Here is a 21,391-nt window from a genome sequence, read left to right on the forward strand (position 1 = left end):
TATAACGAAAGGAAAACCTCAATGAACTCCACCACGCGCCGCCATTTCCTGCGTACCTGCTCTGCCGCGGCAGGCGCAGGGTTGTTGCAAGCCTGCGGCACAGGCACGACCACCACGCCGCAAACAAAAACCACTTCTACCACCGCGAAAGCCAAAACCGTGCAACCTAAGCAACCCCATCCGCCACGTTCCGGCGACAACCTCCTGCGCGTTGTTGCGCCGTCAGGCTTCGCCGAAGACCCCAACCGCGTAACCACCGGCCTGACCCGCCTCTACAACGCAGGCTTTACCGTGACCAACCAACAGGCAGGCAGCCGCCGTTACCAACGCTTTGCCGGCAGCGACGCCCAACGCGCCGCCGACTTCCAAGAAGTTGCCAGCGGCCGCGTCGAAACGCCTAAAGTCTTGATGGGCCTGCGCGGCGGCTACGGCGCGGCACGCATCCTGCCGCAAATCGACTTTGCCTCACTCGGCGCCAGAATGCGCGAACGCGGCACATTGTTCTTCGGTTTCAGCGACGTGTGCGCCGTCCAACTCGCCCTGTTGGCCAAAGGCAATATGATGAGCTTTGCAGGCCCAATGGTGTACAGCGAATTCGGCAAAGCAGACCCCAGCGTCTTTACCATGGATTCTTTCATCCGCGGCACAACCAACAACGTCAACATCGTTGATGTTCCGACCATCCAACGCGCCGATGTCAACGTAGAAGGCACATTGTGGGGCGGCAACCTCAGCGTTCTCGCCTCCCTCGCCGGCACGCCCTACATGCCCGACATTCAAGGCGGCATCCTCTTTATCGAAGACGTCAGCGAGCAACCCTACCGCATCGAGCGCATGCTCAATACGCTTTATCTGTCAGGTGTTTTGCAAAAACAACGCGCCATCATCTTCGGCGATTTCCGCATGGGTACCATCCGCGACGTGTACGACTCCAGCTACGATTTCTCCGCCGTCGTCAACCACATTTCGCGCACCGCCAAAATTCCTGTGTTGACCGGTTTCCCATTCGGCCACATCACCAACAAAACCACTTTCCCGTTGGGCGCGTATGCCAAAATCCGCAGTACCGGCAACGGCGGTTATTCCGTTACCTTCAGCGGCTACCCTACGCTGAACCCTTCCGCGCTGACACTCGACAGCCTGCTGCCGCCTCCTGTTCCGACTTACGACAGCACCATCTACCGCGACAGCATCACTGAAGAAGTCACCGAATAAGGCTTGTTCAAATCAAAAGGCCGTCTGAAACCCAGTTTCAGACGGCCTTTTTATCTTCATCTTAACCGTAACGCCGTTGAAAATCTTTCATAAAGTCGGCCAACGCGTTCACACCTTCAAGCGGCATCGCATTGTAAATGCTGGCACGCATACCGCCGACGGTTTTATAGCCCTTAAGCAGGCACAAGCCCTGCAACTCTGCTTCCAACACAAAGCGGCGGTCCAAGTCTTCGCTTGCGGTTTTGAAGACCACGTTCATTTTGGAGCGCGCATCAGGATGAATATCGTTGATGTAAAAACCGCCGCTGCCATCTATCGTCTCATACAAGGTGTGCGCCTTTATTCGATTGACCGCTTCAATTTTTTTCACACCGCCCTGCGTTTGCAGCCAGCGGAACACCAAACCCGACATATAAATCGCATAGGTAGACGGCGTGTTGTACATACCGTCGCGGTTGATGTGGGAGCGGTAGTTGAACACATCGGGAATATCGTTCGGACAACGCTCCAGCAAATCCTCGCGGATAATGACCACTGTCGCACCGGCAGGGCCGATATTTTTTTGCGCGCCGGCATAAATCAAGCCGTAATCGGACACATTAAACTCACGAGACAAAATCTCGCTCGACATATCACACACCAGCGGTGGCAGGCCATCTGAAAGTTTGGGGACGTTTTGATACTGCAAGCCGTTTACGGTCTCATTAATCGCAAAATGAACAAACGCGGAATTTGGGTTGACATCCCAATCCTCCACCGCAGGCAGGTTTTTATAGGCATATTGCTCGCCACCATGCGCGGCCAAACGGATTTCGGCATTACTCAAACGGCTCATCTGTTCATAGGCAATACGGCTCCAGTTGCCCGTTACCACCGCGTCGGCAGTCGCAAAACCGTGCGCCAAATTCATGGCCGCCATATTAAATTGCGTGGTCGCGCCACCCTGTAAAAACAGGATTTTATAGTTGGACGGAATATTCAAAAGCTGGCGCAAGTCTTGTTCGGCATGATGCAGAATACTCAAAAACATATCCGAACGGTGGCTCATCGCCATCACAGGGAAACCCGTACCGTTGTAGTCGAGCATTTCCTGTTGTGCGGTACGCAATACCGCTTCCGGCAATACGGCAGGACCTGCGGAAAAATTGTAAATCGGGTGTGCGGACATGGCGGCCTTCTTTCTTATTCGGTGGGTATGAAGAAATTGTAGAACCGCCTTGCACATTGTGCAAGCACGAAAAATCCGGAAATACAAGGCCGTCTGAAAACAAAGCAATACCAATTATTTGTTTTCCAAAATAATTTTAGAAACACCATATCAAAACTTGTCAACAATTTCCTTTTCAGGCGGCCTCAACCCTCCCCTTTACATTTAAGCAATCACTTCAAAAAATCCACGCCAAATCAACACTTTTCTTTTATCTTGAAAACAGTTATAATAGGGCAATTTTTCAAATCACACGAAAAATGGCCGCGCGGCCATTTTTTTGTTTATGTACTTCTGGAGAAGCATGGATATTCAAAGCATTCTTGATAAAACCCTGCCCGGCTTGGGCTACGAGCTGGTCGATTTCGAACTGACCGCACAAGGCGATTTGCGCGTTTTCATCGATAAAGAAGGCGGCATCACCGTCGAAGACTGCGCCACCGTCAGCAACCATCTGAGCCGCGTGTTTATGGTTGAAGACATCGACTACAAACGTTTGGAAATCTCCAGCCCGGGCCTTGACCGCCCGCTGAAAAAAGCCGCCGATTTCATGCGCTTTGCCGGCCAGAACGCCAAAATCAAAACACGCCTGCCGATTGATGGTCAGAAAAACTTCATCGGCCGCATCGAATCTTGCGAAAACGACATCGTTACCGTCTCTTTCGACGGCAAAACTGCCCAAATCGAATTGAGCAACATCGACAAAGCCCGTTTGCGCCCCGAATTTAAATTTTAAAAACCGATTACTTGGAGATTCTAAAAAATGAGTCGCGAAATGTTACAGCTGGCCGAAGCGCTGGCAAGTGAAAAAAACGTTGAAACGGAAGTCGTATTCAAAGCCCTTGAATTCGCCCTCTCTACTGCTGCCAAGAAAAAAGCCGACCGCGAGCACATGGACGTACGCGTCGAAATCGACCGCGATACCGGCGAATACCAAACCTTCCGCCGCTGGCTGATTGTTGCCGATGAAGACTACACCTACCCTGACGTAGAAAAAACCATCGAAGAAATCCAAGAAGAAATTCCCGGCACAACCATCCAAATCGGCGAATACTACGAAGAGCAGCTGCCAAACGAAGGCTTCGGCCGCCAAGCAGCTCAAACTGCCAAACAAATCATTCTGCAACGCATCCGCGATGCAGAGCGCGAGCAAAACCTGAACGAATTCCTCGCTTCTAAAGAAGACATCGTTTCCGGTACGGTAAAACGCGTCGAGCGCCACGGCATCATCGTTGAAGTCGTCACGGGCAAACTTGACGCCCTGATTCCGCGCGAAGAAATGATTCCGCGCGAAAACTTCCGCAGCGGCGACCGCATCCGCGCCCTCTTCCTGCGTGTGGACGAAATCGGCAATACCGGCCGCAAACAAGTCATTTTGAGCCGTACCAGCGGCGACTTCTTGGCCAAACTCTACGCCAACGAAGTGCCTGAAATTGCAGACGGCCTGTTGGAAATCCGCGAAGTAGCACGCGATCCCGGCCAACGCGCCAAAGTTGCCGTTAAAGCCAACGACCAACGCATCGACCCGCAAGGTACTTGTATCGGCGTGCGCGGTTCCCGTGTTAACGCTGTGAGTAACGAATTGTCCGGCGAACGCATCGACATCGTATTGTGGTCTCCTGAGCCTGCCCAATTCGTGATGAATGCGCTGTCTCCTGCCGAAGTGAGCCGCATCGTGATTGATGAAGACAAACACGCCGTTGACGTGATCGTTGATGAAAACCAACTGGCGCTGGCCATCGGCCGCGGCGGTCAAAACGTCCGCCTGGCTTCCATCCTGACCGGCTGGCAGCTGAACATCATGACCGTTGAAGAAGCAGACGAACGCAATGCCGCTGAAGACGCCGTTATCCGCAACCTCTTCACCACCCACTTGAACATCGACGACGAAACCGCCGATATTTTGGTGGAAGAAGGCTTTGCCACATTGGAAGAAGTTGCTTACGTTCCAGCGGCAGAATTGCTCTCGATTGACGGCTTTGACGAAGAAATCGTTGAAACCCTGCGTAACCGCGCACGCGACGCGATCCTGACCATTACCATCGCCGCAGAAGAAAAACTGGGTGAAGTGTCTGAAGACATGCGCAATTTGGACGGCGTAGATTCCGATATGTTGCGCAAACTGGCCGAAGCCGGAGTTACCCAACGCGATGATCTGGCCGAATTGTCTGTTGACGAATTGGTCGAAATTACCGGTGTTGACGAAGAAGAAGCCAAAAAAGTGATTTTGGCTGCACGCGAACACTGGTTTACTGAAGAAAACAACTAAGGGGGTACTGAATGAGTAATACAACCGTAGCGCAATTTGCCGCCGAACTAAACCGCCCCGTCGATGATTTGCTTAAACAATTGAAAGAAGCCGGGGTCAATAAAAACAGCGGTAATGACAGCATAACCACTGACGACAAACAACTGTTGACTGCTTACCTGCAAAAGAAAAACGGCAGCAACAGCGGCACCATCAGCATCCGCCGCAAAAAAACCGAAGTCAGCACCGTTGACGGCGTAAAAGTGGAAACACGCCGCCGCAGCCGTGCCGTTACCATTCCTTCTTCCGAAGAATTGGCAGCGGAAGCCAAAGCCAAAGTAGCAGCGGAAAACCAAAAAGCCGAAGCAGAAAAAGCAGCCGCTCAAGCTGCCGAAGAAAAAGCCAAAGCTGAAGCAGAAGCTGCCGCAAAGGCCGAAGCCCGTGCCAAAGCAGAGGCCGAAGCAGCCAGACTGAAAGCAGCCAAAGCCGCACCAAAAGCGGAAGGCAAACCTGCCGAAGCCAAAAAAGAAGAAGCCAAACCGGTTGAAGCCGTAGAAGCCAAGGCCGAAGCAAAAGTTGAAGCTAAAGCAGACAACAAGCCGTCTGAAAAATCCGTTGAAGCTGAAAAACCAGCCGAAGCCAAAAAACCTGCCAAAGCCAAACAAGACAAAGGCGGCAAAGGCAAAGAAGCGAAAAAAGCAGCCAAACCTGCCGCTCCTGCCGTACCGCAACCTGTCGTCAGCGTGGAAGAACAGGCTCAACGCGATGAAGAGGCCCGTCGTGCCGCCGCCCTGCGTGCGCACCAAGAAGCCTTGTTGAAAGAAAAACAAGAGCGTCAAGCACGCCGCGAAGCCATGAAACAACAGGCCGATCAAGACTCAAAACCTACTAAAGAAGCCAAATCAGGCGAACGCAACAAACCTGCCGAGAAAGCAAAAGCGGCATCCGGCGAAGGCAAATCCGAACACAACGCGCGCGGTAAAAAAGAAGACCGTCGTGACCGTGACGAAGAAAACCAAGGCCGTAACGCCAAAGGCAAAGGCGGCAAAGGTGGCCGTGACCGCAACAATGCACGCAATGGCGAGGACGAACGCGTACGCGGCGGCAAAAAAGGCAAAAAACTCAAACTTGAGCCAAACCAACACGCCTTCCAAGCGCCGACCGAACCTGTCGTACACGAAGTTTTGGTACCTGAAACCATTACCGTTGCCGACTTGGCACACAAAATGGCCGTTAAAGGCGTCGAAGTGGTGAAAGCCCTGATGAAAATGGGCATGATGGTAACCATCAACCAATCTATCGACCAAGACACTGCCCTGATTGTGGTGGAAGAACTCGGCCATATCGGCAAACCTGCCGCAGCCGACGACCCTGAAGCATTCTTGGATGAAGGCGTTGAAGCAGTAGAAGCCGAAGCATTGCCGCGTCCACCGGTTGTTACCGTGATGGGTCACGTTGACCACGGTAAAACTTCCCTGCTGGACTACATCCGCCGCGCCAAAGTGGTACAAGGCGAAGCGGGCGGCATTACCCAACACATCGGTGCATACCACGTTGAAACCCCTCGCGGCGTGATTACCTTCTTGGATACTCCGGGTCACGAAGCGTTTACCGCCATGCGTGCGCGCGGTGCGAAAGCAACCGATATCGTGATTCTTGTTGTAGCAGCCGACGACGGCGTGATGCCGCAAACCATCGAGGCGATTGCCCACGCCAAAGCCGCGGGCGTACCGATGGTGGTTGCCGTTAACAAAATCGATAAAGAAGCCGCCAACCCAGAGCGTATCCGCCAAGAGCTGACTGCACACGAAGTCGTGCCTGACGAATGGGGCGGCGATGTACAGTTTATCGACGTTTCCGCTAAAAAAGGCCTGAACATCGATGCATTGCTCGAGGCAGTCTTGCTCGAAGCCGAAGTTTTGGAACTGACTGCCCCAGTCGATGCACCTGCAAAAGGCATCATCGTTGAGGCACGTTTGGACAAAGGCCGCGGCGCAGTTGCCACATTACTGGTTCAAAGCGGTACGCTGAAAAAAGGCGATATGCTGCTGGCCGGTACTGCATTCGGTAAAATCCGTGCGATGGTTGACGAAAACGGCAAAGCCATCAATGAAGCCGGCCCTTCTATCCCTGTCGAAATCCTCGGCTTGTCCGACGTACCGAACGCAGGCGAAGACGCAATGGTATTGGCCGACGAGAAAAAAGCGCGCGAAATCGCCCTCTTCCGTCAAGGCAAATACCGCGACGTGCGCTTGGCTAAACAACAGGCTGCGAAACTGGAAAACATGTTCAACAACATGGGCGAAAACCAAGCCCAATCCTTGTCTGTCATCATCAAGGCAGACGTACAAGGTTCTTACGAAGCTTTGGCGGGCAGCCTGAAAAAACTGTCCACCGACGAAGTGAAAGTGAACGTGTTGCACAGCGGCGTTGGCGGCATTACCGAATCTGATGTCAACTTGGCCATTGCTTCCGGCGCATTCATCATCGGCTTTAACGTCCGCGCAGATGCTTCCGCACGCAAACTGGCTGAGAATGAAAACGTGGAAATCCGTTACTACAACATCATTTACGATGCCATCGACGACGTGAAAGCCGCCATGAGCGGTATGCTCTCTCCGGAAGAGAAAGAGCAAGTAACCGGTACGGTCGAAATCCGTCAGGTCATCTCCGTTTCCAAAGTCGGCAATATTGCAGGCTGTATGGTTACCGACGGTGTGGTCAAACGCGATTCCCATGTCCGCCTCATCCGCAACAACGTGGTTATCCATACCGGCGAGCTGTCTTCTTTGAAACGCTACAAAGATGACGTCAAAGAAGTCCGCATGGGCTTCGAGTGTGGTCTGATGCTCAAAGGCTACAACGAGATTATGGAAGGCGACCAACTCGAATGTTTCGACATCGTCGAAGTTGCCCGTACTCTGTAATCAGACAGGCCGTCTGAAAAAAAAGAAGCAGGTTTTGCAATGCGAAACCTGCTTCTTTTTTTTCAGACGGCCTTTTTACAACCATTCATAGTTTGAAACTATGGAAATTGATGTGTGGTATATAAGAAACAAAACAGCCGCACAAGGCAAAGCCATTTGGCAAAAGAATAGACGGCAAACTAAGCCTGATAAGGCTCTCTATATATTGTCATATCTTAACGTTTCTGTTGTTTTTATCAAATTTCGGCACTAGTATATACAGCCTAAACACAATACAAATTAAGCAATACCGGCCATATGCCGGATACGTTTACTTCCTTGTTACTCTCATCAATATCTAAAGAAAATATCATGATAATCGAAAAAGCAATGCGCATCCGCAATGCGCAATTTGAATTACGACATTTAGAGCAATTGCAGCCATCTCCCCTTGCACAAGCAACAACAGGTACTTCGAGAGATGACGTTTATTATGTAACCCGCAACGACGATAAAATCATTGAAAACCCAAATGGAGGCGATGATACGGTTTACAGCAACGTCAGCTATACCCTTCCAAACCACGTTGAAAACCTTGTTTTGACCGGTACAGCCAACATCTTCGGCGCAGGCAACAACAGCAACAACATCCTCATCGGCAATGAAGGCCGCAACCGCCTCAACAGCGGCCGCGGTGACGACATCGTTTACAGCGGCGGCGGCAACGATTTCATCAACGGCGGAGAAGGCAACGACCATCTTTTTGGTGAAACAGGCAATGACACCCTCAACGGCGAAGCAGGCAATGATGTGCTTGAAGGTGGCGAAGGCGACGATACCTACCTTTTCTCTGCAAAAAGCGAGCAAGACACCATCATCGACAATCAAGGCCACAACAGCATCCGCTTTCATACCGACCTGAGCCTTAACGATTTAACCGTTGAAGTCCGAAACAATGAAACCGGCGGTCATGACTGGCTGATTGCCGTGAAAAACAGCAACGCCGTTTTAACCATCAAAAACCAATACACTCAAAACGGTACAACACCGGCAGTCTCCCAATTCATCATCGGCACACAAAAACTGGATGTAAACAGCTTTGCCAAATATTTCGATATTTCCCTGACTGAGCATACCGAAAGCGGTCAAACCATCGATGGTAGCGACGGCAATGACCACCTGATCGGCACATCCGGTGATGATATTATCGACGGCAAGGCCGGTTCCGACATTATGGAAGGTGGGGACGGCAATGATACTTACTACATTGATGATGTAAAAGATGTGGTGATTGAAAAAGCCGGCGGCGGCGAAGATACCGTATTCAGCAGCATTTCCCATACTGCCGCTACCCACGTCGAAAATGTTACCTTGACCGGCTCAGCCAATATTTTTGCCGCCGGCAACAACAGCAATAACATTCTGACCGGTAACGAAGGCCGCAACCGCCTCAATAGCGGACGCGGTGATGATACCGTTTACGGCATGGGCGGCAACGACAACCTTAATGGCGGCGACGGCAACGATTATCTGGATGGCGGCGACGGCAACGATGTCATCAACGGTGATGCAGGCGACGATATTTTAGTGGGCGGCAACGGTAAAGACATTCTGAAAGGCGGAGCCGGAAACGATACCTATATTTACGGCAACAACGATACCATTATCGACAACCAAGGCATCAATACCCTCAAGTTTTCAGACGGCCTGAACAATGCCAAGCTCAACCTGAAGACCATTCATAACGATGATGGCAGCCAAAGTTGGGAAATTACTTCGGGGCAAGGTTCAGCCCTGATTCAAAACCAAATCGGCGCAGATGGCAGCATTTCCATCGACCGTTTCCAGTTCAGCGACCAAACTTACACTGCCGCACAATTCCAACAAGCCTTCCAAGCGCTGAAGGCCGAAACCATTAAATTTGTCGGCATAAACGGTGACGATACCTTGCATGGCAATGCAGGCAACAATGAAATCGACGGTGGCAACGACGGCCATGACACCCTTTATGGCCACGACGGCGATGACATTTTGCGCGAACACAGCGAAACCTATTACGGCAACGAACCTGCTTCCGACGATAAACTCTACGGCGGCAACGGTAACGACAAACTTTATGCCCATGTAGGTGCAGACTTACTCGACGGTGGCGCAGGCAATGATTATCTGGAAGGCGGTGAACACAACGACACCTATGTTTTCGGAAAAGGTTACGGTCACGACACCATTTTCGACTACAACTTCGGTTTCGACAGCGAGGCCGGCCTGCACACGCTCAACGCTAATGTCGTTAAATTTACCAGCGGCATTACCCTTGACGACCTTGAAATTACTGTTGAAAAAGGTTACGACAAAACCGGGATTGCCGACATGCCCGACAGCAACCAATTTGTATCCAATCCCCTGTTGGATGGCGATACTTGGCATATCCGCATTAAAGGCACAGACGATGTTTTAACCATCAAAAACCAAAGCGGTATTTATGGTGCGATTTCCGAGTTTCAGTTTGACGGCAATACCTCATACAGCACCGGCGAGCTAATCAACCACTTCAAACTGTCTATCCCGCACATGATCGGCAATACAAACATCGTCCAATACACCGGCCAACCCGTTGAAGAACTCAACCGTGATGTGTACAACAACTTCAATCACACCATCCACGCCGATAGCGACAACAGTGATTTAGATTTGTCGCGTTACACTTCTGTTGTCGAATACAGAGGCAATCGCAGCGATGAAACCATTACTTTGGGCCGAGGCATCAACATCGTTGATACGGCCGGCGGCAACGATACCATTACCGACCCGGGTGCCGACAACACCGTTATCACGTTTGGCAGAAACAGCGGCAACGACACCTTCAATCCGTATGGTGGAAGCGATACCCAAATCCTTTTCAAAGAAGGGCTTACGCTGAAAGATTTACAGTTGAAAACCGGCGATGATTGGGTCTTAACCATCAAAGATACAGGCGACACCCTGACCATCCATGACATTGCCAACAATAATGTCGACAGCTTTGTATTCGGAAACGGTAAGAGCTACACCGCCGACGAAATCAGCAAAGCACTGATTACTGAAAATACACAAAACAACGGTATCCTGTAAAATCCAAAGGCCGTCTGAAACCTTAATTCAGACGGCCTTAATCCTTTGCTGATTTATTTATCTTTCCGCTATATAATTATTCTCATTCTAGTTCACAAGAAAGACTAAAAATGGATGCCTTAAATCTCCTCACCACGCGTCGCTCTTCCAAAAAACTGACTGCTCCGGCACCCAATGCCGAGCAACTGGAACAAATGCTGCAAGCGGCAACGCAAGTTCCTGATCACGGCAATATGCGCCCTTTCCGCTTTACCGTTATTCAAAGCGAAGCCGGCTTGCAACGTTTCCGCGAGCTTTTGAGCAAGACCGTTACCGAACTCAACTTCGGCGATGATGCCATGAAAAAGGCCGAACGTGTCGGTAACATGGCGCCTATGATTATCGGCGTTACATTCGCGCCGAACCGTGAAGTGGCAAAACCCAAACCTGAATGGGAACAAATGCTGACTGCCGGCTGCGCCGCCTATGCTTTACAACTGGCTGCTTCTGCTCAAGGCTTCGACAATGTTTGGATTACGGGCATGTGGGTCAACAGCCCATTATTGCGCGAAGCATTTGAGTGTGCCGACAAAGACAAAATCATCGGCCTGATGATGATTGGTTCGCCAACCGAAGAAGGTGGTGGCCCAAAAAATACTAACTTGGAATGTTTTACAACTTATTGGTAACGCTTGAAAACACTCAGGCCGTCTGAAAACCTAATCTGAAGGTTTTCAGACGGCCTTTCTATATCTATTATCAAAGCATCAAGCCGGATTCATAAACGCTTCAATTTCTTCCAAAGAAATATCTGCCGTTGCACCATGGCGTGAAGCCACCAATGCACCTAACGCACAAGCAAAAGCAATGGCTTCTTGAGGAGGCGCATTATTGAGCAGCTTGTAAGTCAAACCACCAAGAAAGCTGTCGCCGGAGCCGACAGTATCCACCACTTTGACGCGGAAACCGCAATGACGGTATAACTCGCCGTCCTTATACAAAACCGCGCCATGGCTGCCCAAAGTCACGCAAAGAATTTTGACGCCGGTCAGCTCAACGAAGTAGCTGATATTTTGCTCGATACTGTGATAAGGAGAACCGTAAGCTGCAGCCAATTCATACAACTCATCATCGTTGAGTTTGACCATATCGGACTGTTTCATGGTCTCCAACAAGCGGTCAATATCGTAATGGGGCTTGCGCAGATTAACGTCAAAAATTTTGAATTTGGCTTCTTTCAGCAAAACTGCCAAGCTTTTACGCGAAACTTCATCACGGGTTGCCAAGCTGCCAAAAATGAAAGCATCGGATTCTGCCACACGTTTGATTGCCGCATCATCAACCGCAATCCTGTCCCACGCGCAAGGGTAAACAATCTCATAAGACGCACTGCCATACTTGTCCAAGTGTACTTTCACCAAGCTGGTCGCACATTCGTGACAAACCTGCAAATAATCAGTATTGACGTTTTTACTTTGAATTTGACGTAGCAATTCCTCGCCATCGGCATCATCGCCGCGACGACTGATGATGACAGCATCGATACCCAAAGACTGCAAACGGACAGCAACATTTAGGGGTGCACCACCCAATACCTTTCCGTTTGGAAAATCGTCCCACAGCACTTCGCCGAAACTGGTTACTTTCATTCTTGGCCTTCCTTTTTTGAGGTTGATTGGCAGGGTCTGCACACCCGACAGATTTTTGCAAATCATGTACTTGTAGTAAAACTCCAGCATCGGGGGCAAAAGTATTATGTTTTAAAATATTGGGACTGACAAGCAATTAAGGGAATATCAGACAATAAACTTGATTCATCACAAAATTATATTGTTCCTATTTTTTTCTTTTTCTTTCACATTTATCCCCTCCTGTTTCATTAAAACAAAATATTCTGAAATTTAAATACAAAAGGCCGTCTGAAAACTGATTCAATCAATTTTCAGACGGCCTTTATCGCAGCATTGCAGCGATTAAACTACAACTTCTTCTTTTTTCTTCACTTCTTTGGCAATGTTCTCACGACTCAAGCCAAACATCAGCAAGAGCGGGCTGGCAACCAATACGGAAGAGTAAATACCGAACACGATACCGATAGTCAGCGCCATAGAGAAACCGTGCAAGGCTGCACCGCCAAACACCAGCATAGAAACAACCATTGCCTCGGTCGAACCGTGGGTAATGATGGTACGGCTCATGGTTGCAGTAATCGCGTTGTCGATGACTTCCGGCACAGTGTGGCCGCGCATATGCGGCTTGCGGAAGTTTTCGCGAATACGGTCAAATACCACCACAGATTCGTTTACGGAATAACCCAAAACAGCCAAGATACCTGCCAAGACAGTCAATGAGAATTCCCATTGGAAGAAGGCGAAACAGCCGAGAATAATCACGATATCGTGCATATTCGCAATAATCGCGGATACTGCAAAACGCCACTCAAAACGCATGGACAAGTAAATAATAATACCTGCCACCACGAAGCCCAATGCCATCAAACCATTGGTGACCAATTCTTCGCCGACTTGAGGGCCGATGAATTCGACTTGGCGCAAGGTAACGTCAGGATTGTCTTTTTTCAGCAAATCCATCACTTGGTTGGACAATTGGGCGGAGGTTACGCCTTCTTTGTTCGGCAGGCGAATCATGATGTGTTTGTTCGTACCCAATGCCTGAACCTGTACATCACCCATTTTCAGCGTATCGAGGCGTTCGCGCGTTTTATTCACATCCACGCCCTGCTGATATTGGACTTCCATCACTGTACCTCCGGTAAATTCGACAGAGAAATTCAAGCCCTTGGTTACCAAAAAGAACACGGCGGCGATAAACGTAACCAACGAAATAAAGGTCGTCAGTTTGCCGTAGCTCATAAACGGAATATCGCGTTTGATTTTAAATAATTCCATGTTTTACTCCTTGCCTTCTGCCATTTTAGCTTTCGGCTTCCACACCGCACCAATGGAAATATTTTGCAATTTGCGGCGACGGCCGTACCACAAGTTGACCAAAGCACGGAACACGACCACGGATGAATACATCGAAGTCAGAATACCGATACAGTGTACGACCGCAAAACCGCGTACAGGACCGGAACCGAATACCAACAAAGCGATACCGGCAATCAGGGAGGTCAAGTTGGAGTCGACAATAGTTGCCCAAGCATGTTGGAAACCGAGGTTGATGGCCTGCTGCGGTACGACACCGGCACGCAGTTCCTCACGGATACGTTCATTAATCAACACGTTGGAGTCAATCGCCATACCCAAGGTCAAAGCCAAGGCGGCAATACCCGGCAAGGTCAGCGTTGCCTGCATGGCAGACAAAATACCCACCAAAAACAAGATATTGGTACTCAAGGCAATGGTAGAGAAGAAACCCATCAAGCGATAGTAAATCACCATGAATGCAGCAACAGCGGCAAAGCCCCACAAGGTAGAGTGGAAACCTTTTTCAATGTTTTCTTTACCCAAAGACGGGCCGATGGTACGTTCTTCGACAATCTGCATCGGTGCGGCCAGCGAACCGGCACGCAGCAACAATGAAGTATCGTTGGCTTCGGCTGTCGTCATGCTGCCGGAAATCTCCACGCGGCCGCCGGTAATGGCGGCACGGATGACAGGTGCGGTAACGACTTCGGATTTACCTTGGTCGATCAACACCATAGCCATACGTTTACCCACATTGGCCGAAGTCAATTCGCCAAAAATGCTGCCGCCCGCACTATCCAGGCTCAGGCTCACGGCAGGCGCGCCCATTTGGTCAAAGCTAGGTTGCGCATCGTTGATGTTGTCACCGGTCAGTTCAACTTGTTTGTTGACCAAGATAGTTTCCGGATGATCGCCACCGCTTGACAGCAATTCGTAACCGGTCGGCACATTGCCGTTCAAAGCTTCTTGCAATTTGATCGGATCGTCTTCCACCATACGCACTTCCAAAGTCGCGGTACGGCCGATAATGTCTTTGGCTTTGGCAGTATCTTGCACGCCCGGCAGCTGTACGACAATACGGTCAAGGCCGGATTGTTGGATAACCGGTTCGGCTACGCCCAATTCGTTCACACGGTTGTGCAACGTATTGATGTTTTGTTTAACTGCATCAGAACGTACTTTATTGATTGCCTCTTCAGACAAAGTCAGCACGATATTGTTGCCGTCCGGCAGCAGCGTGGCTTCAGGGAACAATTTTTGCAACTGAGGTAAGGCTTTTTGTACATCGGCAGCATCTTGCAAAGGCACGGTCAGACCGTTTTCAGTCTGATGCACCGTGCCGGTACGGATTTTTTCGCGGCGCAATTCTCGGCGGATATCGCCGGAATAACGTTCAAACGTTTTCTGCATCGCGGCTTTCATATCCACCTGCATGGTGAAATGCACGCCGCCGCGCAAGTCCAGACCCAGGAACATCGGATTGGCTTTGATTTTCGCCATCCACTCAGGGCTGTCTGCCAACAGGTTGAGCGCGGTGATATAGCCCTCGCCCAAAGTATTTTCGATGACGTCGCGCGCTTTCAATTGCGTTTCGGTATCTTTGAAACGCACTTTCAGCGAGTTGTCGACGATGAACATACCATCAGTCTGAATACCTGCCTGTTTCAGCGCGGCATCCACTTTAGACTGGGTTTGATCGTTGATCACAATAGCTTGTCGGTTGGTCGATACCTGTACGGCAGGCGTTTCACCGAAAATGTTGGGCAGCGAGTAAACAGCCGCAACCACAATCGTGAACGCAATCAGCAGGTATTTCCATAAAGGATAACGGTTCATGGTAAACCTTTGCTTTATTTATAAAGGCAAACAGCCGCACTCGGAAAATGAGGCGGCTTTTCGCAAAAAAACGGATTATTCGGCTTTCGCGGCAATCGCGTTGCGCTCAACTTCCACTTCGATTTTCGCACCTTGACCGATGTCGACAGTGTAGAATTGCTCGCCGACTTTGGTCACGCGGCCTTTGAAACCTGCCGCCAAAACGACTTTATCGCCGACTTTCAAAGCGGCCAACATCGCTTGGTGCGCTTTGAATTTCTTTTGTTGAGGACGCATAATCAGGAAGTAGAACACCACCATGATCAGCACTAAAGGGGCAAATTGAGCCACTGCTTGATTCATAATATATCCGTTCTTTTGAGTTTTAGATTAAGTAAAAAACTGCACACTGCAATCAAACACATTGGTTGGACTGCAAAATTGAGCTATTCTAAAGGCCGTCTGAAAAATTTCCAAGCATTTCCGTATTTATTAACCATATTTAGCAGTCTTTACGACTTGTCCGACACATACTGTTCCATGTTCAAAAAAATCCTTTGGCGCATCAGCACCCGCCTACGCCGTTTGTTTGGCAAAAACGCCCGCACCGTATGGATTTCGCATCCGATATTCCTACAGCACCAGCCGGGGCCCAACCATCCCGACAGGCCCGAACGCATCAGCGCCATTCAAACCGCCTTAAAACAAGAAGGCATTTGGCGTCGCCTGCAAACCACCGAAGCACCGGAAATCAAAGATGCGCAGCTGGCATTGGTCCACTCGCGCAACTATCTGCACGAGTTGGAAGCCGCCCAGCCGCTCCCCGGTAAAATCCACCGTATCGACGACGATACCGTCATCTGCCACGACTCCCTCCAAGCCGCCCGTTTTGCGGCCGGCGCCGTCGTCAAGGCAGTCGATATGGTGATGAACAAAAAGGCCTGGCATGCTTTTTGCGCCATCCGCCCGCCAGGCCACCATGCCCACAGCAACAGCGCCGGCGGATTTTGCCTGATCAACAACGTTGCCGCCGGCGTGATGCACGCCATTGCCCAATACCGCTTGCAACGCATCGCCATCATCGATTTCGACGTCCACTTCGGCGATGGTACGGCGGAGATTCTCCAAGACGATCCGCGCGTGATGTTTTTCAACCTGTTTGAAACCGACATCTTTCCCTTCCCTCAGGCGGAACAATACGCCGGCAATAAGAATATGCTGCATACGCCCCTCAAACCGGGCACAGGCAGCCGTATCTTCCGCACGACCATCCGCGAACAATGGCTGCCCAAGCTCACGGCTTTCCACCCCGAGTTGGTATTGCTTTCGGCAGGTTTTGACGGGCATAAACAAGACGAAACAGGCCGTCTGAACCTGCATGAAGCCGATTTTGCCTGGCTGACACACAAAATCGTCCAAGCAACGGCAAGCTGTCAGGGACGTGTCGTTTCCGTACTGGAAGGCGGCTATACCTTGGAATCCATGTCAAAATCCGCCGCCGCCCACATCCGCGTATTGGCGGGCTTAAGCAAGGCCGACTACGTCATCGCCTACCAAAAGCATCTGAAGCGCGGCAAAAGTAATAATCCTACACCATAATGCATTCAAACTATTGCCCAGGCCGTCTGAAAACAGATTATCCATTTCAGACGGCCTTTTTTTTCATTTACAAACTTTAATTTGAGCAAAGACAAACCATTTCCATATTATCAGTAGTAAAATAACAAACATAAAACATATCAATAAAAACATTTCACACGCCACACTGCTTCCCTTTCCCCAATTGACCGTCTTTTTCAGACGGCCTCCACTTTAAAAAAGGAGCGTTACAATGAAAGCAGCACGTTTTTACAACAAAGGCGACATCCGCATCGAAGACATTCCCGAGCCAACCGTAGCTCCGGGTACTGTCGGCATTAATGTTGCGTGGTGCGGTATCTGCGGTACCGACCTGCACGAATTCATGGAAGGTCCGATTTTCATTCCGCCTTGCGGCCATCCGCACCCAATCTCCGGCGAGTCAGCGCCAGTAACTATGGGGCACGAGTTCTCCGGCGTGGTTTATGCCGTAGGCGAAGGCGTGGACGATATCAAAGTCGGCCAACACGTTGTTGTCGAACCCTACATCATCCGCGACGACGTACCGACCGGCGAAGGCAGCAACTACCATCTCTCCAAAGACATGAACTTCATCGGTTTGGGCGGCTGCGGTGGCGGCTTGTCTGAAAAAATTGCCGTCAAACGCCGTTGGGTACACCCTATTTCCGACAAAATCCCATTGGACCAAGCTGCTTTGATTGAGCCTCTGTCTGTCGGCCACCATGCTTATGTACGCAGTGGCGCGAAAGAAGGCGATGTGGCATTGGTTGGCGGCGCAGGCCCAATCGGTTTGCTGTTGGCTGCCGTATTAAAAGCCAAAGGTATCAAAGTCATCATCACCGAATTGAGCAAAGCACGTAAAGACAAAGCACGCGAAGCCGGCGTGGCTGACTACATCCTCGACCCATCCGAAGTCGATGTCGTTGAAGAAGTGAAAAAACTGACCAACGGCGAAGGCGTAGACGTTGCATTCGAATGCACCAGCGTCAACAAAGTGCTGGACACCATGGTCGAAGCATGCCGTCCGACTGCGAAAGTCGTCATCGTATCCATTTGGAGCCACCCCGCTACCATCAACGTCCACAGCGTTGTGATGAAAGAGCTGGACGTGCGCGGCACCATCGCCTACTGCAACGACCACGCCGAAACCATCAAATTGGTTGAAGAAGGCAAAATCAACCTTGAGCCTTTCATTACCCAACGCATCAAACTGGACGAATTGATTTCCGAAGGCTTCGAGCGCTTGATCCACAACAACGAATCCGCAGTAAAAATCATTGTCAATCCTAATCTTTAATCCTAAGGTTTAAAGAATAAACAGGCCGTCTGAAACTTTTCAGACGGCCTGTGTACTTGATAAATTCCCGAATGGCCCAATCCTCTGCCAACCATTCACTTATCAAGAGCAAAATCTCATGAATCCAAAATACGCCCCACTCTTTCAAACATACACCCTCAATAACGGCGTAACCATCAAAAACCGCCTTGTCGTCGCACCCATGACCCATTTCGGCTCACAAGCCGACGGTTTGATCAGCGACCAAGAGCGTACCTTCCTCAGCAACCGCGCAGGCGATATGGGCATGTTTATCACTGCCGCCACTTTGGTTCAAAAAGACGGCAAAGCCTTTCACGGCCAACCTGAAGCCACAGGCGAACACTGCCTCGACAGCCTGAAAGAAACCGCACAAATCCTGCAACAACAAGGCGCAAAAGCGATTTTGCAAATCCATCATGGCGGCTCCAAAGCCATTGATGACCTTTTGGACGGTCTCGACAAAATCAGTGCTTCCGCCAGCGAAGCCGAACACGCACGTGAAGCGACCGCAGAAGAAGTCGAAGCACTCATCGCCTCTTATGCGCAAGCCGCCGATTTGGCGCTTCGTGCAGGTTTTGACGGCGTGGAAATCCACGGCGCGAACGGCTATTTAATCCAACAGTTTTACTCCGCCCAAAGCAACCGCCGCAACGACCAATGGGGCGGCAGCTTGGAAAACAGAATGCGCTTCCCTCTGGCCGTTATCGATGCCGTGGTTGCCGTCCGTGAAAAACACCAGCGCGACGACTTCATTATCGGCTACCGCTTCTCCCCCGAAGAGCCGGGCGATGACGGCTTAACCATGACTGAAACCGGCGCACTGATTGACGCATTGGTACAAAAACCGCTGCAATATCTGCACGTTTCCCTGTGGGAATTTGATAAAAAAATCCGTCGCGGCGGCGATACCGCCCAAACCCGTATGCAGTTTATCCACGAACGCATCAACGGCAAACTGCCGCTTATCGGCGTGGGCAACCTGTTTACTGCCGACCAAATTTTGGCCGCCTATGAAACCGGCTGGGCGGAATTTATCGCGTTGGGCAAAACCGTGATGATTAATCCGCACATCGCCACGCAAATCCGTGAAGGCCGCGAAGATGAAATCGAAACCCAACTCGACCCGACGCGTGCCGACCATTACGGCCTCCCCGACACCTTGTGGGGATTTGCCTCCAGCGGTACGCAATCATGGCTGCCGCCGGTAAAAGGCGCAGAATGGAAACCGATGGATATTTAATCATCGATTCATAAACAAAGGCCGTCTGAAACTTTTCAGACGGCCTTTGTTTTGGTGCAAGTATTGAATTATCAAGCATTTTTTTGTACAATTCCGCATCTTTCAATCTATTGCAGGGCGTGTTGCACACGCCCTTATTTTAGCCTGTTTTCCAATACCCATATCCTTCAGGCCGTCTGAAAAAGCGGCCTGAACCTTTTTGCAAAGAAAACCATGTCCCAAGAAATCCTCGACCAAGTGCGCCGCCGCCGCACGTTTGCCATCATCTCCCACCCCGACGCGGGTAAAACCACGCTGACCGAAAAACTGCTGCTGTTTTCAGGTGCGATTCAAAGCGCGGGTACGGTGAAAGGTAAGAAAACCGGCAAATTCGCCACCTCCGACTGGATGGACATCGAGAAACAGCGCGGCATTTCCGTCGCTTCGTCCGTAATGCAGTTCGACTACAAAGACCATACCGTCAACCTCTTGGACACGCCGGGACACCAAGACTTCTCCGAAGACACCTACCGCGTTTTGACCGCCGTCGACAGCGCATTGATGGTCATCGATGCGGCAAAAGGTGTGGAAGCGCAAACCATCAAACTCTTGAACGTCTGCCGCCTGCGCAACACGCCGATTGTAACGTTCATGAACAAATACGACCGCGAAGTGCGCGATTCTCTGGAATTGCTGGACGAAGTGGAAAACATCCTGCAAATCCGCTGCGCGCCCGTCACCTGGCCGATCGGCATGGGTAAAAACTTCAAAGGCGTGTACCACATCCTGAACGACGAAATCTATCTCTTCGACGCGGGCGGCGAGCGTCTGCCGCACGAGTTCGACATCATCAAAGGCATCGACAATCCTGAATTGGAACAACGCTTTCCATTGGAAATCCAGCAGCTACGCGACGAAATCGAATTGGTTCAGGCGGCATCGAACGAATTTAATCTCGATGAATTTCTCGCCGGTGAACTCACGCCCGTGTTCTTCGGATCGGCGATTAACAACTTCGGTATTCAGGAAATCCTCAATTCGTTGATCGACTGGGCGCCCGCGCCGAAACCGCGCGACGCGACCGTGCGCATGGTCGAGCCGGACGAGCCGAAATTTTCCGGATTTATCTTTAAAATCCAAGCCAATATGGACCCGAAACACCGCGACCGTATTGCCTTCTTGCGCGTCTGCTCCGGCAAATTCGAGCGCGGCATGAAGATGAAACACCTGCGCATCAACCGCGAAATCGCCGCCTCCAGCGTGGTAACCTTCATGTCCCACGACCGTGAGCTGGTGGAAGAAGCCTACGCCGGAGACATCATCGGTATCCCGAACCACGGCAACATCCAAATCGGCGACAGCTTCTCCGAAGGCGAACAACTGGCGTTTACCGGCATCCCATTCTTCGCGCCCGAACTGTTCCGCAGCGTCCGCATCAAAAACCCTCTGAAAATCAAGCAACTGCAAAAAGGTTTGCAACAGCTTGGCGAAGAAGGCGCGGTACAGGTGTTCAAACCGATGAGCGGCGCAGATTTGATTTTGGGCGCGGTCGGCGTGTTGCAGTTTGAAGTCGTTACCTCGCGGCTCGCTAACGAATACGGCGTGGAAGCCGTGTTCGACAGCGCATCCATCTGGTCGGCGCGCTGGGTATCGTGCGAAGACAAGAAAAAGCTGGCAGAATTTGAAAAAGCCAATGCAGGCAATCTGTCGATAGACGCTGGCGGCAACCTCGCCTACCTCGCGCCTAACCGCGTCAACCTGAATCTGACGCAAGAACGCTGGCCGGACATCATGTTCCACGAAACGCGCGAGCATTCGGTTAAACTGTAAAACAAAAAGGCCGT

General features: G+C 50.7%; 15 protein-coding genes. 10 read left to right on the forward strand and 5 right to left on the reverse strand.

All coding sequences use genetic code 11. From position 1 onward, the window contains the following. Positions 1-21: 21 nt before the first annotated feature. Positions 22-1,215: an LD-carboxypeptidase gene (locus tag DBY95_RS05160; RefSeq protein ID WP_107723602.1), complete on the forward strand. Its 1,194-nt coding sequence runs from the start codon at positions 22-24 to the stop codon at positions 1,213-1,215. Between the two features lie 61 nt (positions 1,216-1,276). On the opposite strand, the gene serC is transcribed toward DBY95_RS05160, so the two are convergent. Next, on the reverse strand, positions 1,277-2,383 hold the full coding sequence (gene serC / locus DBY95_RS05165; RefSeq protein WP_107723603.1) for a phosphoserine transaminase: 1,107 nt from the start codon (positions 2,381-2,383) through the stop codon (positions 1,277-1,279). Between the two features lie 343 nt (positions 2,384-2,726). Between serC and rimP the strand changes: the two genes are divergently transcribed. The 5 genes from rimP to DBY95_RS05190 all read left to right on the forward strand — a co-directional run bounded on the left by rimP (position 2,727) and on the right by DBY95_RS05190 (position 11,355). Continuing rightward, positions 2,727-3,158, forward strand: coding sequence for a ribosome maturation factor RimP (gene rimP / locus DBY95_RS05170; RefSeq protein WP_199903854.1), 432 nt, complete (start codon positions 2,727-2,729; stop codon positions 3,156-3,158). A 27-nt stretch (positions 3,159-3,185) separates the two neighbouring features. After that, on the forward strand, positions 3,186-4,691 hold the full coding sequence (gene nusA, locus DBY95_RS05175) for a transcription termination factor NusA (protein ID WP_107723605.1): 1,506 nt from the start codon (positions 3,186-3,188) through the stop codon (positions 4,689-4,691). A gap of 11 nt (positions 4,692-4,702) precedes the next feature. Then, the gene (gene infB, locus DBY95_RS05180; RefSeq protein ID WP_107723606.1) at positions 4,703-7,597 is read left to right on the forward strand and encodes a translation initiation factor IF-2; all 2,895 of its coding nucleotides are present in this window, start codon (positions 4,703-4,705) and stop codon (positions 7,595-7,597) included. 351 nt (positions 7,598-7,948) lie between these two features. Next, positions 7,949-10,687: a calcium-binding protein gene (locus tag DBY95_RS10740; protein ID WP_107723607.1), complete on the forward strand. Its 2,739-nt coding sequence runs from the start codon at positions 7,949-7,951 to the stop codon at positions 10,685-10,687. Positions 10,688-10,797: 110 nt separating this feature from the next. Continuing rightward, entirely contained in the window at positions 10,798-11,355 is a 558-nt protein-coding gene (locus DBY95_RS05190) for a nitroreductase family protein (protein WP_107723608.1), read from the forward strand. Positions 11,356-11,433: 78 nt separating this feature from the next. Here DBY95_RS05190 and DBY95_RS05195 read toward each other — a convergent pair whose 3' ends face one another. From DBY95_RS05195 to yajC, 4 genes are all read right to left on the reverse strand, one after another. After that, the gene (locus DBY95_RS05195) at positions 11,434-12,315 is read right to left on the reverse strand and encodes a carbohydrate kinase family protein (protein WP_107723609.1); all 882 of its coding nucleotides are present in this window, start codon (positions 12,313-12,315) and stop codon (positions 11,434-11,436) included. Between the two features lie 324 nt (positions 12,316-12,639). Continuing rightward, positions 12,640-13,575 carry a protein translocase subunit SecF gene (gene secF / locus DBY95_RS05200; RefSeq protein ID WP_003686183.1) on the reverse strand — a complete coding sequence of 312 codons (936 nt, stop codon included), beginning with the start codon at positions 13,573-13,575 and terminating at the stop codon, positions 12,640-12,642. Between the two features lie 3 nt (positions 13,576-13,578). Further along, positions 13,579-15,432 carry a protein translocase subunit SecD gene (secD, locus tag DBY95_RS05205; RefSeq protein WP_107723610.1) on the reverse strand — a complete coding sequence of 618 codons (1,854 nt, stop codon included), beginning with the start codon at positions 15,430-15,432 and terminating at the stop codon, positions 13,579-13,581. A 75-nt stretch (positions 15,433-15,507) separates the two neighbouring features. Beyond that, positions 15,508-15,774 carry a preprotein translocase subunit YajC gene (gene yajC, locus DBY95_RS05210; protein WP_003675720.1) on the reverse strand — a complete coding sequence of 89 codons (267 nt, stop codon included), beginning with the start codon at positions 15,772-15,774 and terminating at the stop codon, positions 15,508-15,510. A gap of 177 nt (positions 15,775-15,951) precedes the next feature. On the opposite strand from yajC, the gene DBY95_RS05215 reads away from it, so the two are divergent. The 4 genes from DBY95_RS05215 to DBY95_RS05230 all read left to right on the forward strand — a co-directional run bounded on the left by DBY95_RS05215 (position 15,952) and on the right by DBY95_RS05230 (position 21,377). Continuing rightward, entirely contained in the window at positions 15,952-17,010 is a 1,059-nt protein-coding gene (locus DBY95_RS05215) for a histone deacetylase family protein (RefSeq protein WP_107723611.1), read from the forward strand. A gap of 232 nt (positions 17,011-17,242) precedes the next feature. Then, the gene (locus DBY95_RS05220) at positions 17,243-18,307 is read left to right on the forward strand and encodes a 2,3-butanediol dehydrogenase (RefSeq protein ID WP_003745670.1); all 1,065 of its coding nucleotides are present in this window, start codon (positions 17,243-17,245) and stop codon (positions 18,305-18,307) included. Positions 18,308-18,425: 118 nt separating this feature from the next. After that, positions 18,426-19,568: an NADH-dependent flavin oxidoreductase gene (locus DBY95_RS05225; protein ID WP_107723612.1), complete on the forward strand. Its 1,143-nt coding sequence runs from the start codon at positions 18,426-18,428 to the stop codon at positions 19,566-19,568. A gap of 213 nt (positions 19,569-19,781) precedes the next feature. Further along, a complete protein-coding gene (locus DBY95_RS05230) occupies positions 19,782-21,377 on the forward strand; it encodes a peptide chain release factor 3 (protein ID WP_107723613.1) in 1,596 nt (531 codons plus the stop codon). The last annotated feature ends 14 nt before the right edge of the window (positions 21,378-21,391 follow it).

The sequence above is a fragment of the Neisseria subflava genome (assembly GCF_003044935.1).
Taxonomy (GTDB): domain Bacteria; phylum Pseudomonadota; class Gammaproteobacteria; order Burkholderiales; family Neisseriaceae; genus Neisseria; species Neisseria subflava_E.

Coding starts and splice junctions, on each gene's coding strand:
- DBY95_RS05160 (WP_107723602.1), top strand. CDS start 22: ATGAACTCCACCACGCGCCGCCATTTCCTGCGTACCTGCTCTGCCGCG.
- serC (WP_107723603.1), bottom strand. CDS start 2,383: ATGTCCGCACACCCGATTTACAATTTTTCCGCAGGTCCTGCCGTATTG.
- rimP (WP_199903854.1), top strand. CDS start 2,727: ATGGATATTCAAAGCATTCTTGATAAAACCCTGCCCGGCTTGGGCTAC.
- nusA (WP_107723605.1), top strand. CDS start 3,186: ATGAGTCGCGAAATGTTACAGCTGGCCGAAGCGCTGGCAAGTGAAAAA.
- infB (WP_107723606.1), top strand. CDS start 4,703: ATGAGTAATACAACCGTAGCGCAATTTGCCGCCGAACTAAACCGCCCC.
- DBY95_RS10740 (WP_107723607.1), top strand. CDS start 7,949: ATGATAATCGAAAAAGCAATGCGCATCCGCAATGCGCAATTTGAATTA.
- DBY95_RS05190 (WP_107723608.1), top strand. CDS start 10,798: ATGGATGCCTTAAATCTCCTCACCACGCGTCGCTCTTCCAAAAAACTG.
- DBY95_RS05195 (WP_107723609.1), bottom strand. CDS start 12,315: ATGAAAGTAACCAGTTTCGGCGAAGTGCTGTGGGACGATTTTCCAAAC.
- secF (WP_003686183.1), bottom strand. CDS start 13,575: ATGGAATTATTTAAAATCAAACGCGATATTCCGTTTATGAGCTACGGC.
- secD (WP_107723610.1), bottom strand. CDS start 15,432: ATGAACCGTTATCCTTTATGGAAATACCTGCTGATTGCGTTCACGATT.
- yajC (WP_003675720.1), bottom strand. CDS start 15,774: ATGAATCAAGCAGTGGCTCAATTTGCCCCTTTAGTGCTGATCATGGTG.
- DBY95_RS05215 (WP_107723611.1), top strand. CDS start 15,952: ATGTTCAAAAAAATCCTTTGGCGCATCAGCACCCGCCTACGCCGTTTG.
- DBY95_RS05220 (WP_003745670.1), top strand. CDS start 17,243: ATGAAAGCAGCACGTTTTTACAACAAAGGCGACATCCGCATCGAAGAC.
- DBY95_RS05225 (WP_107723612.1), top strand. CDS start 18,426: ATGAATCCAAAATACGCCCCACTCTTTCAAACATACACCCTCAATAAC.
- DBY95_RS05230 (WP_107723613.1), top strand. CDS start 19,782: ATGTCCCAAGAAATCCTCGACCAAGTGCGCCGCCGCCGCACGTTTGCC.